Here is a 17,600-nt window from a genome sequence, read left to right on the forward strand (position 1 = left end):
GTCGACGCGGATGCAGGAGACGGCGGGCAGTGTCGCCCGGTCCTGCTCGGTCGTGTGCGCCCGGCAATACATCCACCATGCCAGCATGTGTCTGCGGTCACGCCAGGCAAATGCCTAGGGATACCTAGGACCCCGCGAAAAGGGCCGGAAGACTCTCGACTGCGTCGATCGCCGTGTGGGTGAGGCCGACGCGCTCAGCGGCGGCGGTAGCCGAGTTCGATGCTGAGTCGCTCCGCGCAGTCCGTCACTCGCTTCGCGGCGAGATCGCGGAACGAGGCGGGGGTGTGCCGGCCGGTCGACGTCGAACACGCCAGTACACCGACCGCGTACCCGGAAGGATCGAAGACGGGCGCGGCGATCGAGATGAGTCCGTCCTCGAGTTCTGCGGCGGTGATGGCGTAACCGCGAGTGCGGACCTCGGCCAGTTCGGTGCGCAGGTCGTCCGGGTTGTCGATGGTGGCGCTCGTGAGCCGGTCGAAGCGGGTCTCGTCGAGTACGCGATCGACCACCTCGGATGGCGCCCATGCCAGCAGTGCGCGGCCCATGGAGGTCGCGTAGGCCGGCACCCGGGTGCCGACGGAGACGTTGATGCTCATGATCCGGCGTACCGGAACGCGAGCGGCGTAGACGACTTCGGTGCCGTCGAGAACTCCGAGCGATGCGGATTCGGTGGTGTGCTCCGCGATCTCCACGAGCCTGGGCAGCGCGGAGTCCACGAGGGCATGGGACTCGGTGTAGTGCCGGCCGATGCTCAGCACACGGGGAGTGAGAGACCATCGCGTTCCGCGGGAGGTGACGTAGCCGAGTTTCTGCAGGGTGAGCAGGATCCGCCGGACCGCCGGGCGCGACAGGCCGGTCTTGGCGGCGAGTTCGGCGAGCGTGGGATTCGGATCCTTGTCGTCGAAGGCGTGCAATACCGCAAAACCGCGTTCGATGCTCTGAATGAAGTCACGGTCGTTACCTGGGCTGTTCCCTGGTTCGATCTCCGGCATCCTGCCTCCTACCTGCGTACTCGTTGATGCTGCCCGATCCGGTGTTGACAAGTGATGTGACACCACGCACAGTATGCCGTACGCAATGCGATTCGTATGTACGCAGAGCGTACAACCGGTGATTCGCAACCCCGTGCCGCACCGGCCCCACACTTCAGACGAGTTCAGCCCCAGGAGGAGAGCCATGACCACCATGGAGAATCCCACCGCCCACGGGTCCGGCAACGCGGCCACCGACAAGTTCAAGTCCGAGCGGGTCACGTCGGACACCTCCGTCGAGCGGGCGTCGGCGATCTACAAGGACGTGCTGGACGCGCTCGCCGGCATCGTCGACAAGCACCAGGTGACCTACGACGAGTACCGCGTGCTCAAGCAGTGGCTCATCGACGTCGGCGAATACGGTGAGTGGCCGCTGTGGCTCGACGTCTTCCTCGAGCACGAGATCGAGAAGGTGCACTACGCCCGCAAGGGATTCTCCGGCACCAAGGGCTCGATCGAAGGCCCCTACTACGTGCCGAACAGCCCGTGGCTCCCGTCGAAGTGCACGATGCCGATGCGGGAGAAGGACGCGCTCGCACCGTCGCTCATCTTCAAGGGGCAGGTCACCGACCTCGCGGGCAACGGCTTGCCCGGCGCCACCGTCGAGCTGTGGCACGCGGACGAAGAGGGCTACTACTCGCAGTTCGCCCCCGGTATCCCCGAGTGGAACCTGCGCGGCACCGTCGAGGTCGACGAGGACGGCCACTTCGAGATCACCACCCTCGAGCCTGCCCCGTACCAGATCCCGTCCGACGGCCCGACCGGCTGGTTCATCGAGTCCTACGGCGGCCACCCGTGGCGTCCCGCCCACCTGCACCTGATGGTGAAGGCTCCCGGCAAACGCTCCATCACCACCCAGCTGTACTTCAAGGGGGGCGATTGGGTCGAGAACGACGTCGCGACGGCGGTCAAGCCCGAACTCGTCCTGGATCCGCAGGCCAACGCCGACGGAATCGCCGAAGTGACCTACAACTTCGTGCTCGATCCGGAGGCGTGATCCGCCGCACGGATGCCGGTGCTTCTCGGAGGCACCGGCATTCGTGCCGATCACGGCCTGCATGCACGTCCGTCACACCCCGAATCGATTGTGAGCAGTTCCGATGTCCGACCCCGGTCTGAAGATCGCGTCCGTCACCACGACGATCATCGACGTCCCGTTGATCCGGCCGCACAAGTTCGCCACCACCACCTCGGAGACGCAACCGATCCTGCTCGTCGCCGTGACCACGAAAGACGGTGTCACCGGTTACGGTGAGGGTGTCGTGCCGGGGGGACCGTGGTGGGGCGGCGAATCGGTGGAGACGATGCAGCAGATCGTCGATCGCTACATCGGCCCCTACATCATCGGGCGCGGCGTCGACGAAATCAGCGGTGTCATGGTCGATATCGAGCGCATCGTCGCGAACGCGCGGTTCGCCAAGGCCGCAGTGGACGTCGCGATGCACGACGCCTGGGCGCGCAGCCTCGGCATCCCGGTCGCATCGCTGCTGGGGGGGATCTTCCGCACCGGTGTCGACGTGCGCTGGGCGCTCGGCGCTGCACCGCTCGAGGAGATCGTCGACGAGGTCACGCACAAGCGCGAACAGCGCCTGAATTTCAGCTTCAAACTCAAGATGGGTGCGCTCGATCCCGCTGTCGACACCGACCGTGTCGTCAGGATCGTCGAAGCGTTCGACGGCGAGGTCGGCTTCAGCATCGACGTCAACGCGCGCTGGGATCGGTTCACCGCGCTGCGCTACGTCCCGCAGCTCGTCGAGGGCGGAGTCGAGCTCATCGAACAGCCCACGCCCGCAGATCAACTGGATGTTCTCGCCGAGATCAACCGTCGCATTCCCGCGCCGGTCATGGCCGACGAATCCGTTCGGACCCCCCACGACGCGTACGAGGTCGCCAGGCTCGGCGCCGCCGATGTCGTGGCGCTCAAGACCACCAAGTGCGGGGGATTGCAACGCAGCAAGCAGGTGGTCGCCGTGGCGAAGGCCGCCGGCCTGCGCTGCCACGGGGCCACCTCGATCGAAGGCCCCATCGGCACCGCCGCCTCCGTGCACTTCGCGTGCTCCGAGCCGGGCATCGACCACGGCACCGAACTGTTCGGGCCGCAGCTGTTCGCCGTCGAACTGCTGCAGAAGCCCCTCGAGTACGCCGAAGGGCAGGTGCATCTGCCCGAAGGGCCGGGCCTCGGCGTCGAACTGGACATGGACGTCGTGCGGAAGTACGCGCGGTCCTGAACCACCGGTCCTCGCGAAACGGCGTCCCCGCCAGAACAGAAGGAGAAGAAATCATGGCACTGTTCCATGTCCGGATGGACGTCGACATCCCGCGCGATCTGGATCCCGAGGTGCGAGCCGAGACCATCGCCGAGGAGAAGGCGTACAGCCAGGATCTGCAGCGTCAGGGCAAGTGGCCGCACATCTGGCGCATCGTGGGCCGGTACAGCAACATCTCGATCTTCGATGTCGAGTCGGCGGACGAATTGCACGAGATCCTGTGGGGCCTGCCGCTGTTCCCCTACATGAACGTCGAGGTCACACCGCTGACGAAGCACGGCTCCGACATCAAGTGACACCGCGCGTGGACGTGTGGCCCATACTCGGGTCATGAGCCTGCCGCTGCGCAACGTCTACGCCGAGCCGACACTCGCCGACCTGATGCCGTCGGTGCTCTCGTCCGCGGGGGTCACCGGGGAGGACAACCGACTCGATCTTCCGCCGGCCGACCGGACGGTCGTGCTCCTGGTCGACGGTATGGGATGGGAGTTGTTGCATCGCAACACGAATGCCGCACCTTTCCTGACGCAGGTGCCGGGTTCCGCGATGCGCGCAGGTTTTCCCACGACCACCGCGGTCAGCCTCGCCTCCCTGGGCACGGGACTTCCGTCCGGACTGCACGGCATCACCGGTTACCAGTCGTATGTCGACGAGATCGATGCCTCGGTCAACTGGCTCCGCTGGACGCTCGCCGGAACCGCGATCGACCAGCGCGACGATCTCGTGCCCGAGAGTGTGCAACCGCACCCGACGGTGTTCGAACGCGGTTGCGCTGCCGGTCTCGCCGTCACCACCGTCGTGCCTCGGGCATTCGAGGGAAGCGGTCTCACTCGCGCGGTTCTGCGCGGCGGTCACTTCGTCGGGGTGTCCGCCTACGGGGACCTGCTCGCCCAGGTCGTCACCGCAGTACACGCGGGTGATCGCAGCCTCGTCTACTGCTACCTCTCGGAGGTGGACACACTCGGTCATCTCTACGGGCCGGAATCCACGGCATGGCTCGCACAACTCACCGTGGTGGACCGTTTCGTCGAGCAACTCGCGGCGGCACTGCCCGACGACACCCGCCTGCTCGTCACCGCCGATCACGGAATGATCGACGCCTCGCGCGGACGCCGGATCGACTTCGACGACACACCGGGTCTCGGTGAGGACGTCACGATGATCGCCGGGGAACCGCGATGCCGGCACATCTACACCGAGCACGTCGACCGCGTTCTCGAACGGTGGCGCAACGAACTCGGCGACGACGCGTGGGTCGGCAGCCGCGACGAGGTGATCGCGGCGGGGCTGTTCGGACCCGACCCGGCCCCCGCGCTGCGCGGGCGCATCGGCGACATCGTGACCGTCGGACACGGCGAGACGTCGGTGATCCGCAGCCATGGTGAACAGGTGATGTCGAACCTGCCCGGACAGCACGGTGCCCTCACCGACGAGGAGCTGCTCGTTCCGTTGCTACGGATCGGATGATCGACATCCCCGCCGGGTAACTCCGCCGCGGGCTGCATGCGTCACCTAGTGTGTTCACATGCGAACCGATGCGGTGACCTGGCACGATCGCAGCAGCAAGGTCGCGCTGATCATTCTGTGGGTGGCCCGGATCCTGTTCAAGCCCATCCTGAGTCTGTGGCCGAGCAACGACTTCGGAATTGCCCTGCTCGGGCGGCTGTCGTGGGTGGTCGACAAGCTCGGCCCCCGGCCTCGCGCCGTGCACATCACCCGAACCGAACTCGGTGGGGTCCCCGGGGAACGGATCATCTCGCCCAAACCGGTGGACGATCCGCTCGAGGACGCCACGATTCTCTACTTCCACGGCGGCGGCTTCATCTTCTGCGGCCCGTCGACCCACCGCCAGCTGTGCGTCCAGCTCGCGCTGGACTCCGGTGCCCCGGTCTACTCCATGGACTACCGGCAGGTTCCCGCCGTGCCGATCGCGGGCTCGGTCCAGGACGCGATGAACGCGTACGTCGCGCTGCTCGACGTCGCCGACGATCCCACTCGCATCGTCGTCGGTGGCGACTCCGCCGGGGGTTATCTCGCGGCGAAGGTCGCCGAGATCGCCGCCCGCCGCGGAATCCAGCGACCGGCCGCGGTGATCGGCTACTCGCCACTGCTGAATCTCGACCTCGACACACACGACGCCGCCTATATGGCGAAGGACGCCTATCTGCCGATCAAGGCGCTCGGCAGGATCCGGCCGCGATGGCTGGCCGGTGAGGACGCGATCGAAGGGGAGACGAATCCCGTCGATGCCGATCCGGCTCTGTTCCCGCCGATGTTCATGTGCGCCGCGGAGTACGAACTGACCCGGCCCGACGTGGAGATCATGACCGAACGTCTCGCGTCGGCCGGAAATGTGGTGGAGACACACCTGTGGCGTGGCCAGATCCACGCCTGGCCGGTACTGGCACGGGTGATTCCCGAAGCGATGGAGTTGATCGGGCTCAGCACCCGTTTCGCACGGCGCACGGTGATCGCCGTCGACGACGACAAGTCCGCCTGACCGGCCGTCACCGGCCCTACAGGTTGGTGTCGGCCGGCGGGGGCGTCTCGGGTAGTGCGGCACCGTGGCCGCCGGCCTCGGGGGAGGGCTCGTTCGCTCCGACGGCGTAGGAGGTCATCGACAACGATCCGTATTCGACACCGTCCACCAGGGTCGTCGGAGACTCTCCCGCCTCGGCGGTGAGACCTGCGACGTACAGCAGGGGCAGGAAATGGTCGGGTGTCGGCACGGCAAGGCGGTAGTCGGCGTGCTCGCGCAGCGCCGCCGCATCTCCGGGACGATCGTGCAGGACGGTGAGGACGTCCTCGTCGAAGCGGTGTGCCCAGTCGAAACCGGCCCCCGGCTGTCGTGGATCCATGGCACCGAGGTTGTGCACGACGTTGCCGCTCGCGACGATCAGCACCCCGCGGTCACGCAATCCGGCGAGGCGGGCGCCGAGATCGAGATGGTAGTCGAGCGGCTTGTAGGCATTCAGACTGAGCTGCACCACCGGGACGTCCGCATCCGGGAACGCGTGGGTGAGGACCGACCAGGTGCCGTGGTCGATGCCCCACGAATCGACGTCCGTGCCGACCCACGTCGGGTGCACGAGATCGGCGATCTCCTCGGCCAGTTCGGGGGCACCCGGCGCCGGATACTCGACGTCGAACAGATCCTGCGGGAACCCGAAGAAGTCGTGAATCGTCCGGGGCGATCGCATCGCGGTCACCGCTGTGGCATTGATGTACCAGTGCGCGGAGATCGCCAGGATCGCGCGCGGCGGCGGAACGGAACGCCCGAATGCGGCCCACGCCTCGGTGTACCGATTCGATTCGAGAGCGTTGAGCGGGCTTCCGTGGCCGAAGAAGGCGACCGGCATACGTGTGGACACGAGTCCATCTTCTCAGGCGGAGAGTCGGGCCTTCAGCCACGCCGTCAGATCGTCGAGTACGCGATCCTTCTCCGGCTCGTTGAACACCTCGTGGAACAAACCCTCGTACAACTTCAGCGTCAAGTCCTCCGAACCGCCCCGATCGGCGACGAGTTGCGCTCCGGCCGGGTGGGCGAGGGCGTCATCGGTTCCGTGCATGACGAGCACGGGCAGGGTCAACTTCGGAAGGCGTTGTTCGAGACTCTGTTCGTTGAGCACCAGCACCCGCGCGAGTCCGGCGGGGATGGGGCCGTGGTGCACGAGTGGGTCCGCCTCGTACTCCGCTACCACCACCGGATCGCGCGACACCGCCTTGCTGTCGAGTTTCTGCACCGGCACACCCGGCAGGAAACGTCCGAGCAGCTTGCCGATCTCCACCATCGGCTTGGGGGTGCCGGACGTGACGTTCACAGCCGGTCCGGACAACACGAGTGCCGTGAGCCTGTCCTGATGATCGAGCGCGTAGGCGAGAGCGATCGCACCGCCCATCGAGTGTCCGAGCATGAACACCGGCAAGCCGGGATGGTCGTGGGTCGCCAGGTCGATCAGGGTGTCGAGGTCGTCGGTGAACTCGCGCATCTCCCGCGCATGCACACGCTTGCCGCCGGAACGTCCGTGGCCACGGTGATCGGGGGCGTACACGACCAGGCCGAGACCGGTGAGCCGTTCGGCGACATGGTCGTAACGACGCGCGTGCTCGCCGAGGCCGTGACTGAGGATCAGCACGCCCGTGGGGGCGTCCGGCGACCACACGTCGTACACGATCGGAACGGCTCCACCACCGGTGAACGACGATTCGATGTGCTCCATGCGCGCCTCCTGCGGCCTCGTCGACTGCTGCACCCTGCATCCTTGCACGAGTGACGGCCGGAAGGATCGAGTCTCTCGGCTCGTCGGCCCGAGTTGCTGTACCCCGTCGAAAGGATCCGATTGACACGTCGAAAGTGTGAGCGGTAAATTACTCACATGCCTGGACGGTCCCGCACTCTCAGCACCTCGGACGAGCGTCGAGGCGATGTGCTGCGCGAGGCGATCCGCATCTTCGCCGAACGTGGATTCTGGGGTGCCAACACCACCGAAATCGCGCACGCGGCAGGGATTTCGCAGGCATATCTCTACCGGTTGTTCGCCAGCAAGGAAGCGCTCTTCGTCGCGGTGCTCGAGGAGGTCAAATCCCGGATCGACGCTGCGATCGACCGTGTGTTCCGCGACGCCGCCCCCGGCGAGGTGATCGATGCTCTCCTCGCTCCCGAAGGTGCGGGCCTGGACGGCGATCCGGATGCAGCGATGGTGTTGCTCCATGCGACGGCCGCCTCGAGTATCGAACCCATCGGCGAAGCCGTGCGTGAATGCTATCGACGGCAGGTCGACAACCTGGGCGCACGTGGGCTCAGCGACGTCGAGATCCGGAAGTACCTTGCGTGGAGTCAATACGACAACGCGCTCCGAGCCGCGAAGATTCTGCCCTCCTCCTCGGACGAGCGGGAGCGGCGTCTCGTCCGGGGCTGACCCGACGGGCCCGGTGCGTGATCGCGAGCCCTGCTCCCTCTCCCTTGGTGAGTGATCTATCACTCTCTTGATTCGACGGTCATCCCGTCGAGATCGTTGCTCCGCTGAGACCTCTCGAGGAGCGTCCTCTGTGAAAGGACGACATATGAGTACCGACCATGAGCAGCACTATCTGGTCACCGGAGCCACCGGCAACACCGGAACGCATGTAGCAGCAGGCCTTCGGGACCGGGGCCTGCGCGTGCGAACCGCCAGTCGCCACCCGGTGCCCGCGGACGGTGCAGTGCGGTTCGACTGGGGCGACGTCTCGACATTCGACGCCACTCTGGACGGCATCGACGCGGTGTATCTCGTCGCGCCCGTCGGTGTCGCAGACCCGGCACCCCTGGTACGCCCCTTCCTCGAGTCGGCAGTGGACCGGGGAGTGCAGCGGGTGGTGCAACTCGGGTCCTCTGCTGTCGGTAAGGGAGACCCGGGGCTCGGCGAGATCCATTCGCTCGTATCGGAACTTGTCCCCCGATGGACGGTTCTTCGGCCCTCGTGGTTCATGCAGAACTTCGTTGGAGATCATCCCCTGGCCGAGGGCATCCGCACATCGGGGCAGATCATCACGGCAACCGGTGCCGGCCGTCTCGGATTCATCGATGCGGCCGATATTGCCGCGGTGGCAGTCGAAGCACTCACAGCGGAGGACCCCATCGAGGGGGAACTGATCCTCACCGGCCCCGAAGCTCTCTCGTATGCCGATGCAGCGGCGGTGGTGAGCGACGTGCACGGCCGACCTGTCGAACATATCGACCTGACAACGGAACAGATGGTGCAACGACTCGTCGACACCGGTCTGGCTCCGGAATTCGCCCGCATGCTCGCGGGACTCGATGCCCGCATCCGCGCCGGTCAGGAAGACAGGGTGACCGGCACCGTGGAAATGGTGACCGGGCGCCCGGCGACATCTCTGCGGGATTTCCTCACCGCTGATGCGCGTGCAACGACGGAAGCCCCAGGACCGGCCGTCCCGTAGGTTCCGGTCGACGATCCTGTGCGCCGATCGATCGCGATGACGTCCGCGCACGCGAAAATCGATTGACGGTAATCATGCGCTCGGTACCCTGGACAGCGTGATCCAGGCACTCATCTTCAACTGACGAGCTCCGCTCCTCGGACGTGATCCGAGGTAGCGGTGCGAGCCGTACCGAATGCGGTCGGCCCATCGGCCGTCCGTCGGCGAGCGCCTCCCTCCCATCCCTGACGTCGGGACGAGTGCGCCTCCACCCGGAGGAAGAATGACTGCCGGTATTTCCCTGCCCCACCGTTCCCACGCCCAGCTCGGCGTCGTGGACGTGCACCTCGCCCGCGGCGGACATCCCGTCCTCCAGGGCGTCGATCTCACCGTCACGCCCGGCTCACGTCTCGGCATCGTCGGCGAGAACGGACGGGGCAAGTCCACGCTGCTGCACGTGCTCGCCGGCCGGCTCGAACCGGACTCGGGGACCGTGCGGCGCTTCGGTTCCCTCGGCATCGCCGAGCAGGAGATGACCACAGCCGAAGGGCGCACCGTCGGCGATCTCATCGACATCGAACTCACGGCCGTACGTACGGCTCTGACCGCGCTGGACGAAAGCACGGAGTTGCTCGCCGACGAGCGTCCGGGCGCAGCCGAGGCATATGCGGCAGCTCTCGAGGTCGCGGAACGGCTCGGTGCATGGGGTGCCGATCGTCGCGTCGACACCGCTCTCGAAGCGCTCGGTGCGGTCACCGACCGGTCCTGGTTGCTGGACGAGATGTCGGTCGGGCAGCGCTACCGGGTGCGCTTGGCCGCGTTGCTCGGTGCCGAGCACGATTTCCTGCTGCTCGACGAGCCGACGAACCATCTCGATGCGTCCGGTCTCGACTATCTCACCGAACGTCTGCAACACACCCGCAGCGGAGTGGTTCTCGTCAGCCACGACCGGGCGTTGCTGACGGACGTCGCCACCTCGATTCTCGATCTGAATCCCAGCCGCGACGGCCGTCCGCGTCTGTACGGCGGTGGCTATCGCGGTTTCCGCACGGGCCGCGAAGCCGAATATGCGCGGTGGGTCGACGAATACGCACGCGAGCAGGCCGACCGAGCACGTCTGGCCGCCGATCTCGAATCGGCGCAGGACCGTCTCGTGACGGGATGGCGGCCGGACAAGGGCACCGGAAAGCACCAGCGGGCCACCCGTGCCCCTGCGCTCGTCCGATCGGTCCGCCGGCGGCAGGACGCACTGGACGAGCACGCCCTCTCGGTACCCGTTCCGCCGCTCCATTTCTCGATGCCGGTCCTCGGCGCGGACGCGGACGGGATCGATCCGGACACGCCTCTCGTGCGCGTCGAGGACGTCACGGTGCGAGGCCGGCTCCTCAGGCCGGTCACACTCGCCGTGGGCGCGGGCTCGCGCCTCGTGATCACCGGCCCCAACGGGGCGGGCAAGTCGACACTGCTCGCAGTACTCGCCGGCGAGGTCGAGGCGACCTCCGGAACCAGGGAGAGCGATCCCGAGGTGCGGATCGGCCGGCTCGCCCAGGAATCTCCCGCGCCTTCGGCGGGAAGGGTCCGCGACGTCTACGACGCGCATGTGGGCTCGCTCGTCGTCGCGGGTCTCGTTTCCGGGGAAGACGCCGTCGACCTCGACGAACTGGGCCTGTTCACGGAACGGGATCTGGACAAGCGTGTGCGCGACCTGTCGATGGGCCAGCAGCGGCGGCTCGACCTGGCGATGGTTCTCGCCGCGAGGCCGCACGTGCTGCTGCTCGACGAGCCCACCAACCACCTGTCGATCACCTTGGTGGACGAACTCACCGACGCGTTGGGAGCGACCGATGCAGCGGTGGCTCTGGCGACGCACGACCGGCAGATGCGGCGTGACATCGCCGACTGGCCTCACCTCGCGTTGAGGCCCGGCCCGATCGCGGCGTAGCGACAGCATGCGGTCACGGCGCGCTGTCGGTGGGAGGCACGATCGAGTGCGCGAGTGCGTGCATGAGGAATTCGAGTTCGGGGCTGGGGGTGCTGTTGCTCCGCACCACCCCGCACACCGGCACCTGCAGGCGGTGGTGGATCTCGCGCATGAACTCGAGGCCCTTGCGGGGTGTCTCGGCTGCGGTTCCGGCATACAGCACGGTCCATGCCCGGGGGTTGGTGAGGACTTCGAGGGTGGCCGTGTGATCGCTGGCGATCGGCGGGCCGAGCTGCACGCGGCGACCGACCTCGACGAAGGCGTCCTCGACGACTCGGTGCAGCAGTACCTGGTTGCCGCGTGGTGGTAACAGAAGTGGATAGTGGGCGAGGTCGCTGAGGTCGACGGTCGAGAATGCCGACAGTGGATGCTGGCTCGAGGTGACGATCACCAGTTCTTCGATGCCCAGCCGTATCGCTTCCAGACCGGGACGGTCGACCTCTCCACGGATCAGAGCGAGGTCGGCCTCTCCCGACGCCACCGCATTCACGCGGTCGGTGAAGTCCTTGATGACGAACTCGACGTCGAGCTTGGGGTGACGTTCGCGCACGCTCGAGATCGCATCGAGGCTCTGCGAGGCGAAGCTCATGTTCGCGGTGATCCGGATGCTCTCCCGCGGTTCGTGGGCCACTTCGAGGGCCTTGGCCTCGAGGCTGAGCACTTCCGCGGCGATCGGCATCAACCGCCGGCCGGCGGAGGTGAGCTTGACCGAGCGGGTGGTGCGGTCGAAGAGTGAGGTTCCCAGCTCCTGCTCGAGCTTCGCGATCTGATGGCTGATGGCCGACTGCGAGATGAAGCATCGCTGGGCAGCACGAGAGAAGCTGCCCTCCTCGCCGACGGCGAAGAAGTAGCGCAGCTGACGGAAATCCATCGCTCCTCCAGGGACGACATGCCATCTGTATTCATGAGCAGAACAGATAACAGTTTTTCGAATATCCCAGGTTACTGGATATCGAGAGCATGTCGTCCTTACGTTGGTGGTCATACATCGACCGAGATGACAGCTATCGCGTGGAGGTTTACGCAGCATGGACGGTGCGGACACAGGGACGACCCGGATGGATCGGACGGACGTGGTGATCGTCGGCTCCGGATTCGGGGCGCTGGCAACAGCGAAGAAGCTCGCCAAGGCGGGCACGCCCTTCGTCCTCATCTCGGAGACCACCGAGCACCTCTTCCAGCCCCTGCTCTACCAGGTCGCAACCGGTGTCCTCTCGCCCGGCGAGATCGCCCCCTCGGTGCGCGCGATCCTCGCCGAGTACCCCCACGCCGACGTCCGCCTCGGCCGGGTCGTCGACGTGCTCCCCGACGAGAACATCGTCGTCTACGAGGCCGGTGGCGAACGCCTCCGTCTCGGCTACAAGTACCTCGTCGCCGCGACCGGCGCGCGCCAGGCGTACTTCGGACGCGACGAGTTCGCCGACCTGACGTTCGCGCTCAAGACGGTCGAGGACGCCGAGCGGCTGCGCCGCCAGATCGTGCGGTGCTTCGAGGAAGCTCACGTCACCACGGACCCGGAGCGGCGCAAGAACCTGCTCAGCTTCATCGTCGTGGGTGCCGGCCCGACGGGCGTCGAGCTCGCAGGTCAGATCAAGGAACTCGCACAGCGGTACTTCGCCGAGTCCATCGGCAACATCCGCGCGGACGACGTCACCGTCACCCTCGTCGAGGGCGCCGACAAGGTGCTGCCTCCGTTCGGCGGCAAACTCAGCGAGTACTCGAAGACGTCGCTCGAGAAGAGTGGCGTCGACGTCGTCCTCGGAACGATGGTCACCGACATCGACGAGCACGGTGCCACGCTCACCACGCCGACGACCGAGGAGACCCGCCGGCTCACCGCGGAGACCATCATCTGGTCGGCCGGCATCCAGGCCAACGACTTCGCCGACGTGCTCGCCGAGCGCACCGGCTGCGAGACGGTTCGCGGTGGTCGCCTGCTCGTCGACCCGGACTTCACCGTCGGACGCAGCGACGACATCTTCGCGATCGGCGACATGGTCACGCTCGACAACCTGCCCGCCCAGTCGCCTTTCGCGATGCAGGGTGGCCGCCATGTCGCGAAGATGATCACCGGCAAGATCGCGATGGGCACCCCTTTCCAGTACAAGGACAAGGGCAGCATGGCGATCATCAACCGCTTCCGCGCGATCACACGGGTCGGGAAGATCGAGCTCACCGGCTTCATCGCATGGGTGCTGTGGCTCGCCGTCCACCTCGTCTACCTGGTCGGTTTCCGCAACCGGTACATCGCGGTCCTGTCGTGGTGCGGTTCCTTCCTCGGGCATCGGCGCCCGCACTTCTACTACGCGCAGGAGCTCACCCCGGTGACCGCGTCGGCGAAGGCCGGTGACGAGGCGAAGGACGACGGACGGAAGGAACCGGCGCCGCAGGTGAAGGGCACGAAAAAGAAGAAGAACAACAACAGGCAGCCTGCGCCGACATCGGCGTAACCCCCACGAGCGACGAAAAGGCTCCGACCGTCGAGGTCGGAGCCTTTCGCGTCTGCATCCACAGCGGGAATCGGGTGAAAACCGGGGTGATTTCCGGGATGTTCCACAGGCCGGAGATATTCGGCAGGTGTAGATCGGTCCGCCGGCAGCTACCGTGTGCACCGCATCCCGAGGAGTAACTCATGAACGTCGACGGCAGCGGCCCCCGTCTCGCGACGACACGCATCGGCTGCGACGTCGTCACCGTACGCGAGGTCGCTCGCAGCATCGACCGGTTCGGCGACCGTTACCTTCGGCGTCTGTTCACCGAACACGAACTGTCGGTGTGCACCGGCCCGGGGCGCGCGCAACGACTCGCGGCGCGCTTCGCGGGGAAGGAAGCCGTGATGAAGGTCCTGCGTCCGCGGGACCACGCAGTGCCGTGGCGGAGCATCGAGATCCACCGCGAGAACTGGGGCGGATGCACCGTGGAACTGACCGGTAACGCGGCTGCCCTGGCACGAGATGAACAGTTGACCGACCTCCAGGTCTCGATATCCCACGAGCCCGAATACGCCATCGCGACGGTCGTGGCGACCCGCGTCGGAGAAGCAGAAAGTGGAGTACAGCCATGACGGAGCAGGTGATTCGCAAGGTCCTCGGCGAGCACGCCAAGCTGGCGGTCGACCCGGCAGGCCTCGACCCCGCCGCCGATCTCTACGAACTCGGCCTGACCTCCCACGCGAGCGTGAACGTCATGCTCGCTCTCGAGGACGCCTTCGACATCGAGTTCCCGGACGAACTGCTGCGCAAGAGTACCTTCGGGAGCGTCGGAGCCATCCGTTCGGCATTGACGGAACTGGGCGTCGCGTGAGTCCGGTGTCCGCGCCACTGTCCGTCGTGGAGGACGCCGAGCCGCCATTGCTCGTCCGGGCCGAGATCGTCGGACATGAGAGCGCCGGGCCCGCCGCCGCGGACGTGGACCGGCAGGGCCGGTTCCCGCACGAGGCCGTCGACGCGCTGCGTGCCCACAATCTGCTCAACTGTGCCGTGCCCGTCGAGCAGGGTGGTGAGGGCGCGACCCTCGGCGAGCTGTGCGACGTCGCGCGCATCCTCGGCCGGTACTGCGCCTCGACCGCGATGATCTTCGCGATGCACCAGACGCAGATCCTGTCGCTGGTCCGCCATTCCACTCCGGGAGTCGCCGCGTTCGTCGCGGAAGCAGTGGCACAGGATTACCTGATCGCGTCGGCGACCACCGAACTCGGCACCGGCGGTGATGTACGCAGCAGCGTCTGTGCCGTGGCCCGGGACGGGGACACGGTGTCGCTCACCAAGAACGCTCCCGTCATCTCGTACGGCGAGTACGCCGACGTGATCCTCGTGACGGCCCGTCGCACCCCCGACAGCCCGCCCAGCGACCAGGTTCTCGTCGTGTGCCGACGCGGCGAGCTGTCGCTCGAGCCCACCGGGAAGTGGGACACCCTCGGCCTGCGGGGAACGTGCAGTCCCGGTTTCGTCCTCACCGCCACCACCTCGGCCGATCTCGTCGTCGGCACGCCCTACGCCGAGATCTCGTCGCGCACCATGCTTCCGGTCTCGCACTGCGTGTGGTCCGCGGTGTGGCTCGGAATCGCCGACGCGGCGATGGAGAAGGCGCGTTCGTTCGTGCGGTCGGCGGCGCGTCGCAGTCCTGGCATCACCCCGCCCGGCGCGCTGCGACTCGCCGAAGCAGCCGCGGTGCATCAGCAGTTCGCAGACGTCGTCGCCGCATCCGCCGCGCGTTTCGACGCCGCGACCTCGACCCTGGACGGGACGGACCGCTCCGAGGCACTCTCCGGTATGGGCTTCTCGCTTGCGATGAACAATCTCAAGGTGACCGCCTCGACGCTGGTCGTGGATCTGGTGAACCGTGCGATGCTCATCTGCGGCATCGCCGGGTACCGGGAGGACTCGCAGTACTCTCTCGGCCGCCACCTCCGCGACGCGCACGGCGCCGCCGTGATGGTGAACAACGACCGCATCATGAACAACTCCGCCCAGTTGTCGATCGCCTACCGAGGAACGCTGTGACAACCACCGCTACGACGGGCACCACCTCCGAACTCGACCGCGCACGTGCCGACTTCCGGCAGCAGCTGCTCGACGCCGACCTCCTGGTGGAGACGGGTGTCCCCGGGCTCTACGGACGGTCGGGCACCTTCGAGAACATCGTGGAGGGCGTCGACCGCGTCGTGGTCGCCGCCGGTCCGGGCAGCGACGCGACGAAACTTCGCTTCCCGCCGGTCTTTCCGAGGACGAGCTTCGAGCGCACCGATTACATCGCCTCCTTCCCGCACCTCACCGGTGCGGTCAACACCTTCGCCGGCAGCAACGCCGAACATGCCGAACTGCTCGCGGCACGTTCCCGAGGCGAAGCGTGGGACTCGTGGCTCGAACCTGCCGACACAGTGCTCGTCTCCGCCGCATGCCATCCCGCCTATTCGCGGTACGCCGGTGCCCTGCGCGAGGGGGGAGAGCTGCTCGACGTCTACGGCTACTGCTTCCGGCACGAGCCGGCGGTGGATCCGGCGCGCATGCAGGCGTTCCGGATGCACGAGTTCGTCCGCATCGGCACGGAAGCAGACGCTGCGCAGCATCGTGACTCGTGGGTCGAACGTGGTCTCGAGGTACTCGGCTCGCTCGGTCTCGACGCGACCGCAGTACCCGCCAACGATCCCTTCTTCGGGCGCGCCGGCCGGATGCTGGCGGTCAATCAACGCACCGAGAACCTGAAGACCGAGTTGACGGTGCGTCTCTACGGCGACCTCGACGAGGGCACCGCAGTCGTCTCGTGCAACTGCCACCGCGAACATTTCGGCGAGACCTTCGGGATCACCACCGTCGACGGGCAGGTCGCCCACAGTGCGTGTGTCGGATTCGGTATGGAACGGATCGCGCTGGCGCTCTTGCGAACCCACGGTCTCGATGTCGACCTCTGGCCGGGGCAGGTGCGAGACAGGCTGTTCCCGTGACCGATCGGCTCATCGACGTCCGCGTCGACGGGTACACGCCGCATGCCGTGCACGCCGCCGATCGGATCTGGACCGAGACCAATTGCTACGTCGACCTGTGGGTCGAGGTGCTGCACTCGCTCGGCCACGATCCCCTTCCCGCCGCAGCGTGTGCGTTCTCGGCCCGATTCGACGGGACGCAATGGACCTTCCTCAAGTTCCGCCCCGAGGACCTGCTGGCCCTGTACAGGATCGACGTGGCCGAGATGAACGTATGGCGTCGGCCCGTGAGTCATCTGGAGGACAATGCGGCTGCCGGGTTGTTGTCCACGATCGAAGTCGACGCCTACTGGCTGCCCGATACCGCGGGAACCGGTTATCGCGAGAAGCACTCCAAGACCACGATCGTGCCGAACCTGATCGACCGGGACGCCGGAGCGCTCGAGTACTTCCACAACAGCGGCTACCACGTGCTCACCGGTGAGGACTTCCGCGGAGTGTTCGGTCTCGACGAGGCGGTGCCCGTCTGGCCGCCCTATGTCGAGCAGGTGCGCCTCGAGGCGGCACCGCCGCAGTGCGACGCCTTCGACACGATCGTGCTGCGGCATCTGCGCATGCGCGCCGTGTCCAATCCGGTCCGCGAACTCGGGACCCGCGTGCTCACCGACGTCGAACGGATCCGTGCGGGTGGCATGGATGTCTTCCACCCGTGGACGTTCGGAGTGCTCCGCCAGTGCGGTGCCACCGCCGAACTCGCCGCCGATGTGAGTCTCTACATGGACGGCCACGGATATCCCGGCGCAGGGGCGGCATCGGTCGGATTCCGTGCGGTCGCCGAGGGTGCGAAGAACGTGCAGTTCCGTATGGCGCGCGCGGCGCGGGGACGTGACGTCGACCCCGGCGACCAGCTGGTCGCGATGGCCGCCGCGTGGGAGGACTCGATGGCGACCGTCGTCCGTGCCACCGGCCTGCGCTGACGG

At 66.6% G+C, this 17,600-nt stretch carries 18 protein-coding genes; 14 read left to right on the top strand and 4 right to left on the bottom strand.

Annotated features, from left to right (window positions below; translation table 11 throughout):
• Window positions 1-194 precede the first annotated feature (194 nt).
• The gene (locus MOM01_RS02615) at window positions 195-992 is read right to left on the bottom strand and encodes an IclR family transcriptional regulator domain-containing protein (RefSeq protein WP_241383819.1); all 798 of its coding nucleotides are present in this window, start codon (window positions 990-992) and stop codon (window positions 195-197) included.
• A gap of 184 nt (window positions 993-1,176) precedes the next feature.
• Here MOM01_RS02615 and catA point away from each other — a divergent pair, with 184 nt between their 5' ends.
• The 5 genes from catA to MOM01_RS02640 all read left to right on the top strand — a co-directional run bounded on the left by catA (window position 1,177) and on the right by MOM01_RS02640 (window position 5,798).
• On the top strand, window positions 1,177-2,028 hold the full coding sequence (gene catA / locus MOM01_RS02620) for a catechol 1,2-dioxygenase (protein WP_241383820.1): 852 nt from the start codon (window positions 1,177-1,179) through the stop codon (window positions 2,026-2,028).
• 103 nt (window positions 2,029-2,131) lie between these two features.
• The gene (locus tag MOM01_RS02625; RefSeq protein WP_241383821.1) at window positions 2,132-3,259 is read left to right on the top strand and encodes a muconate/chloromuconate family cycloisomerase; all 1,128 of its coding nucleotides are present in this window, start codon (window positions 2,132-2,134) and stop codon (window positions 3,257-3,259) included.
• 53 nt (window positions 3,260-3,312) lie between these two features.
• Window positions 3,313-3,594, top strand: a complete 282-nt coding sequence (catC, locus tag MOM01_RS02630) for a muconolactone Delta-isomerase (protein WP_241383822.1) — start codon at window positions 3,313-3,315, stop codon at window positions 3,592-3,594.
• A gap of 34 nt (window positions 3,595-3,628) precedes the next feature.
• The gene (locus MOM01_RS02635; protein WP_241383823.1) at window positions 3,629-4,765 is read left to right on the top strand and encodes an alkaline phosphatase family protein; all 1,137 of its coding nucleotides are present in this window, start codon (window positions 3,629-3,631) and stop codon (window positions 4,763-4,765) included.
• A 58-nt stretch (window positions 4,766-4,823) separates the two neighbouring features.
• The gene (locus MOM01_RS02640; RefSeq protein ID WP_241383824.1) at window positions 4,824-5,798 is read left to right on the top strand and encodes an alpha/beta hydrolase; all 975 of its coding nucleotides are present in this window, start codon (window positions 4,824-4,826) and stop codon (window positions 5,796-5,798) included.
• A 16-nt stretch (window positions 5,799-5,814) separates the two neighbouring features.
• On the opposite strand, the gene ygiD is transcribed toward MOM01_RS02640, so the two are convergent.
• The gene (gene ygiD / locus MOM01_RS02645) at window positions 5,815-6,657 is read right to left on the bottom strand and encodes a 4,5-DOPA dioxygenase extradiol (protein WP_241384041.1); all 843 of its coding nucleotides are present in this window, start codon (window positions 6,655-6,657) and stop codon (window positions 5,815-5,817) included.
• 24 nt (window positions 6,658-6,681) lie between these two features.
• On the bottom strand, window positions 6,682-7,518 hold the full coding sequence (locus tag MOM01_RS02650; protein ID WP_241383825.1) for an alpha/beta hydrolase: 837 nt from the start codon (window positions 7,516-7,518) through the stop codon (window positions 6,682-6,684).
• A 156-nt stretch (window positions 7,519-7,674) separates the two neighbouring features.
• Here MOM01_RS02650 and MOM01_RS02655 point away from each other — a divergent pair, with 156 nt between their 5' ends.
• From MOM01_RS02655 to MOM01_RS02665, 3 genes are all read left to right on the top strand, one after another.
• Window positions 7,675-8,217, top strand: coding sequence for a TetR/AcrR family transcriptional regulator (locus tag MOM01_RS02655; RefSeq protein ID WP_241383826.1), 543 nt, complete (start codon window positions 7,675-7,677; stop codon window positions 8,215-8,217).
• A gap of 145 nt (window positions 8,218-8,362) precedes the next feature.
• Window positions 8,363-9,238, top strand: a complete 876-nt coding sequence (locus MOM01_RS02660; protein ID WP_241383827.1) for an NAD(P)H-binding protein — start codon at window positions 8,363-8,365, stop codon at window positions 9,236-9,238.
• Between the two features lie 262 nt (window positions 9,239-9,500).
• Window positions 9,501-11,159, top strand: coding sequence for an ABC-F family ATP-binding cassette domain-containing protein (locus tag MOM01_RS02665; RefSeq protein WP_241383828.1), 1,659 nt, complete (start codon window positions 9,501-9,503; stop codon window positions 11,157-11,159).
• 13 nt (window positions 11,160-11,172) lie between these two features.
• Here the strand turns inward: MOM01_RS02665 and MOM01_RS02670 are convergent, their stop codons facing one another.
• Window positions 11,173-12,069: a LysR family transcriptional regulator gene (locus MOM01_RS02670; RefSeq protein ID WP_241383829.1), complete on the bottom strand. Its 897-nt coding sequence runs from the start codon at window positions 12,067-12,069 to the stop codon at window positions 11,173-11,175.
• A 187-nt stretch (window positions 12,070-12,256) separates the two neighbouring features.
• On the opposite strand from MOM01_RS02670, the gene MOM01_RS02675 reads away from it, so the two are divergent.
• The 6 genes from MOM01_RS02675 (at window position 12,257) to MOM01_RS02700 (ending at window position 17,597) form a co-directional block, all read left to right on the top strand.
• On the top strand, window positions 12,257-13,648 hold the full coding sequence (locus MOM01_RS02675; RefSeq protein ID WP_241383830.1) for an NAD(P)/FAD-dependent oxidoreductase: 1,392 nt from the start codon (window positions 12,257-12,259) through the stop codon (window positions 13,646-13,648).
• 182 nt (window positions 13,649-13,830) lie between these two features.
• Complete coding sequence (gene acpS, locus MOM01_RS02680) at window positions 13,831-14,262, top strand: holo-ACP synthase (RefSeq protein WP_241383831.1); 432 nt, start codon at window positions 13,831-13,833, stop codon at window positions 14,260-14,262.
• Window positions 14,259-14,501 (top strand): acyl carrier protein, encoded by a 243-nt coding sequence (locus MOM01_RS02685; protein WP_241383832.1) that lies wholly within the window; start codon window positions 14,259-14,261, stop codon window positions 14,499-14,501. The genes acpS and MOM01_RS02685 overlap by 4 nt, the downstream gene beginning before the upstream one ends.
• Window positions 14,498-15,700 (top strand): acyl-CoA dehydrogenase family protein, encoded by a 1,203-nt coding sequence (locus MOM01_RS02690; protein ID WP_241383833.1) that lies wholly within the window; start codon window positions 14,498-14,500, stop codon window positions 15,698-15,700. Before MOM01_RS02685 ends, MOM01_RS02690 begins: the two co-directional genes overlap by 4 nt.
• Window positions 15,697-16,641: an amino acid--[acyl-carrier-protein] ligase gene (locus MOM01_RS02695; protein WP_241383834.1), complete on the top strand. Its 945-nt coding sequence runs from the start codon at window positions 15,697-15,699 to the stop codon at window positions 16,639-16,641. The genes MOM01_RS02690 and MOM01_RS02695 overlap by 4 nt, the downstream gene beginning before the upstream one ends.
• Window positions 16,638-17,597: a DUF1839 family protein gene (locus MOM01_RS02700; protein WP_241383835.1), complete on the top strand. Its 960-nt coding sequence runs from the start codon at window positions 16,638-16,640 to the stop codon at window positions 17,595-17,597. The genes MOM01_RS02695 and MOM01_RS02700 overlap by 4 nt, the downstream gene beginning before the upstream one ends.
• The last annotated feature ends 3 nt before the right edge of the window (window positions 17,598-17,600 follow it).

The sequence above is a fragment of the Rhodococcus sp. CH91 genome (assembly GCF_022554085.1).
Lineage (GTDB): Bacteria > Actinomycetota > Actinomycetes > Mycobacteriales > Mycobacteriaceae > Rhodococcus.

What these genes read in the sequence shown, in the direction of transcription:
- catA (WP_241383820.1), top strand. Translation starts at nt 1,177, where the DNA reads ATGACCACCATGGAGAATCCCACCGCCCACGGGTCCGGCAACGCGGCC.
- MOM01_RS02685 (WP_241383832.1), top strand. Translation starts at nt 14,259, where the DNA reads ATGACGGAGCAGGTGATTCGCAAGGTCCTCGGCGAGCACGCCAAGCTG.
- ygiD (WP_241384041.1), bottom strand. Translation starts at nt 6,657, where the DNA reads ATGCCGGTCGCCTTCTTCGGCCACGGAAGCCCGCTCAACGCTCTCGAA.
- MOM01_RS02625 (WP_241383821.1), top strand. Translation starts at nt 2,132, where the DNA reads ATGTCCGACCCCGGTCTGAAGATCGCGTCCGTCACCACGACGATCATC.
- MOM01_RS02675 (WP_241383830.1), top strand. Translation starts at nt 12,257, where the DNA reads ATGGATCGGACGGACGTGGTGATCGTCGGCTCCGGATTCGGGGCGCTG.
- MOM01_RS02665 (WP_241383828.1), top strand. Translation starts at nt 9,501, where the DNA reads ATGACTGCCGGTATTTCCCTGCCCCACCGTTCCCACGCCCAGCTCGGC.
- MOM01_RS02640 (WP_241383824.1), top strand. Translation starts at nt 4,824, where the DNA reads ATGCGAACCGATGCGGTGACCTGGCACGATCGCAGCAGCAAGGTCGCG.
- MOM01_RS02670 (WP_241383829.1), bottom strand. Translation starts at nt 12,069, where the DNA reads ATGGATTTCCGTCAGCTGCGCTACTTCTTCGCCGTCGGCGAGGAGGGC.
- catC (WP_241383822.1), top strand. Translation starts at nt 3,313, where the DNA reads ATGGCACTGTTCCATGTCCGGATGGACGTCGACATCCCGCGCGATCTG.
- MOM01_RS02650 (WP_241383825.1), bottom strand. Translation starts at nt 7,518, where the DNA reads ATGGAGCACATCGAATCGTCGTTCACCGGTGGTGGAGCCGTTCCGATC.
- MOM01_RS02655 (WP_241383826.1), top strand. Translation starts at nt 7,675, where the DNA reads ATGCCTGGACGGTCCCGCACTCTCAGCACCTCGGACGAGCGTCGAGGC.
- MOM01_RS02615 (WP_241383819.1), bottom strand. Translation starts at nt 992, where the DNA reads ATGCCGGAGATCGAACCAGGGAACAGCCCAGGTAACGACCGTGACTTC.
- MOM01_RS02635 (WP_241383823.1), top strand. Translation starts at nt 3,629, where the DNA reads ATGAGCCTGCCGCTGCGCAACGTCTACGCCGAGCCGACACTCGCCGAC.
- acpS (WP_241383831.1), top strand. Translation starts at nt 13,831, where the DNA reads ATGAACGTCGACGGCAGCGGCCCCCGTCTCGCGACGACACGCATCGGC.
- MOM01_RS02660 (WP_241383827.1), top strand. Translation starts at nt 8,363, where the DNA reads ATGAGTACCGACCATGAGCAGCACTATCTGGTCACCGGAGCCACCGGC.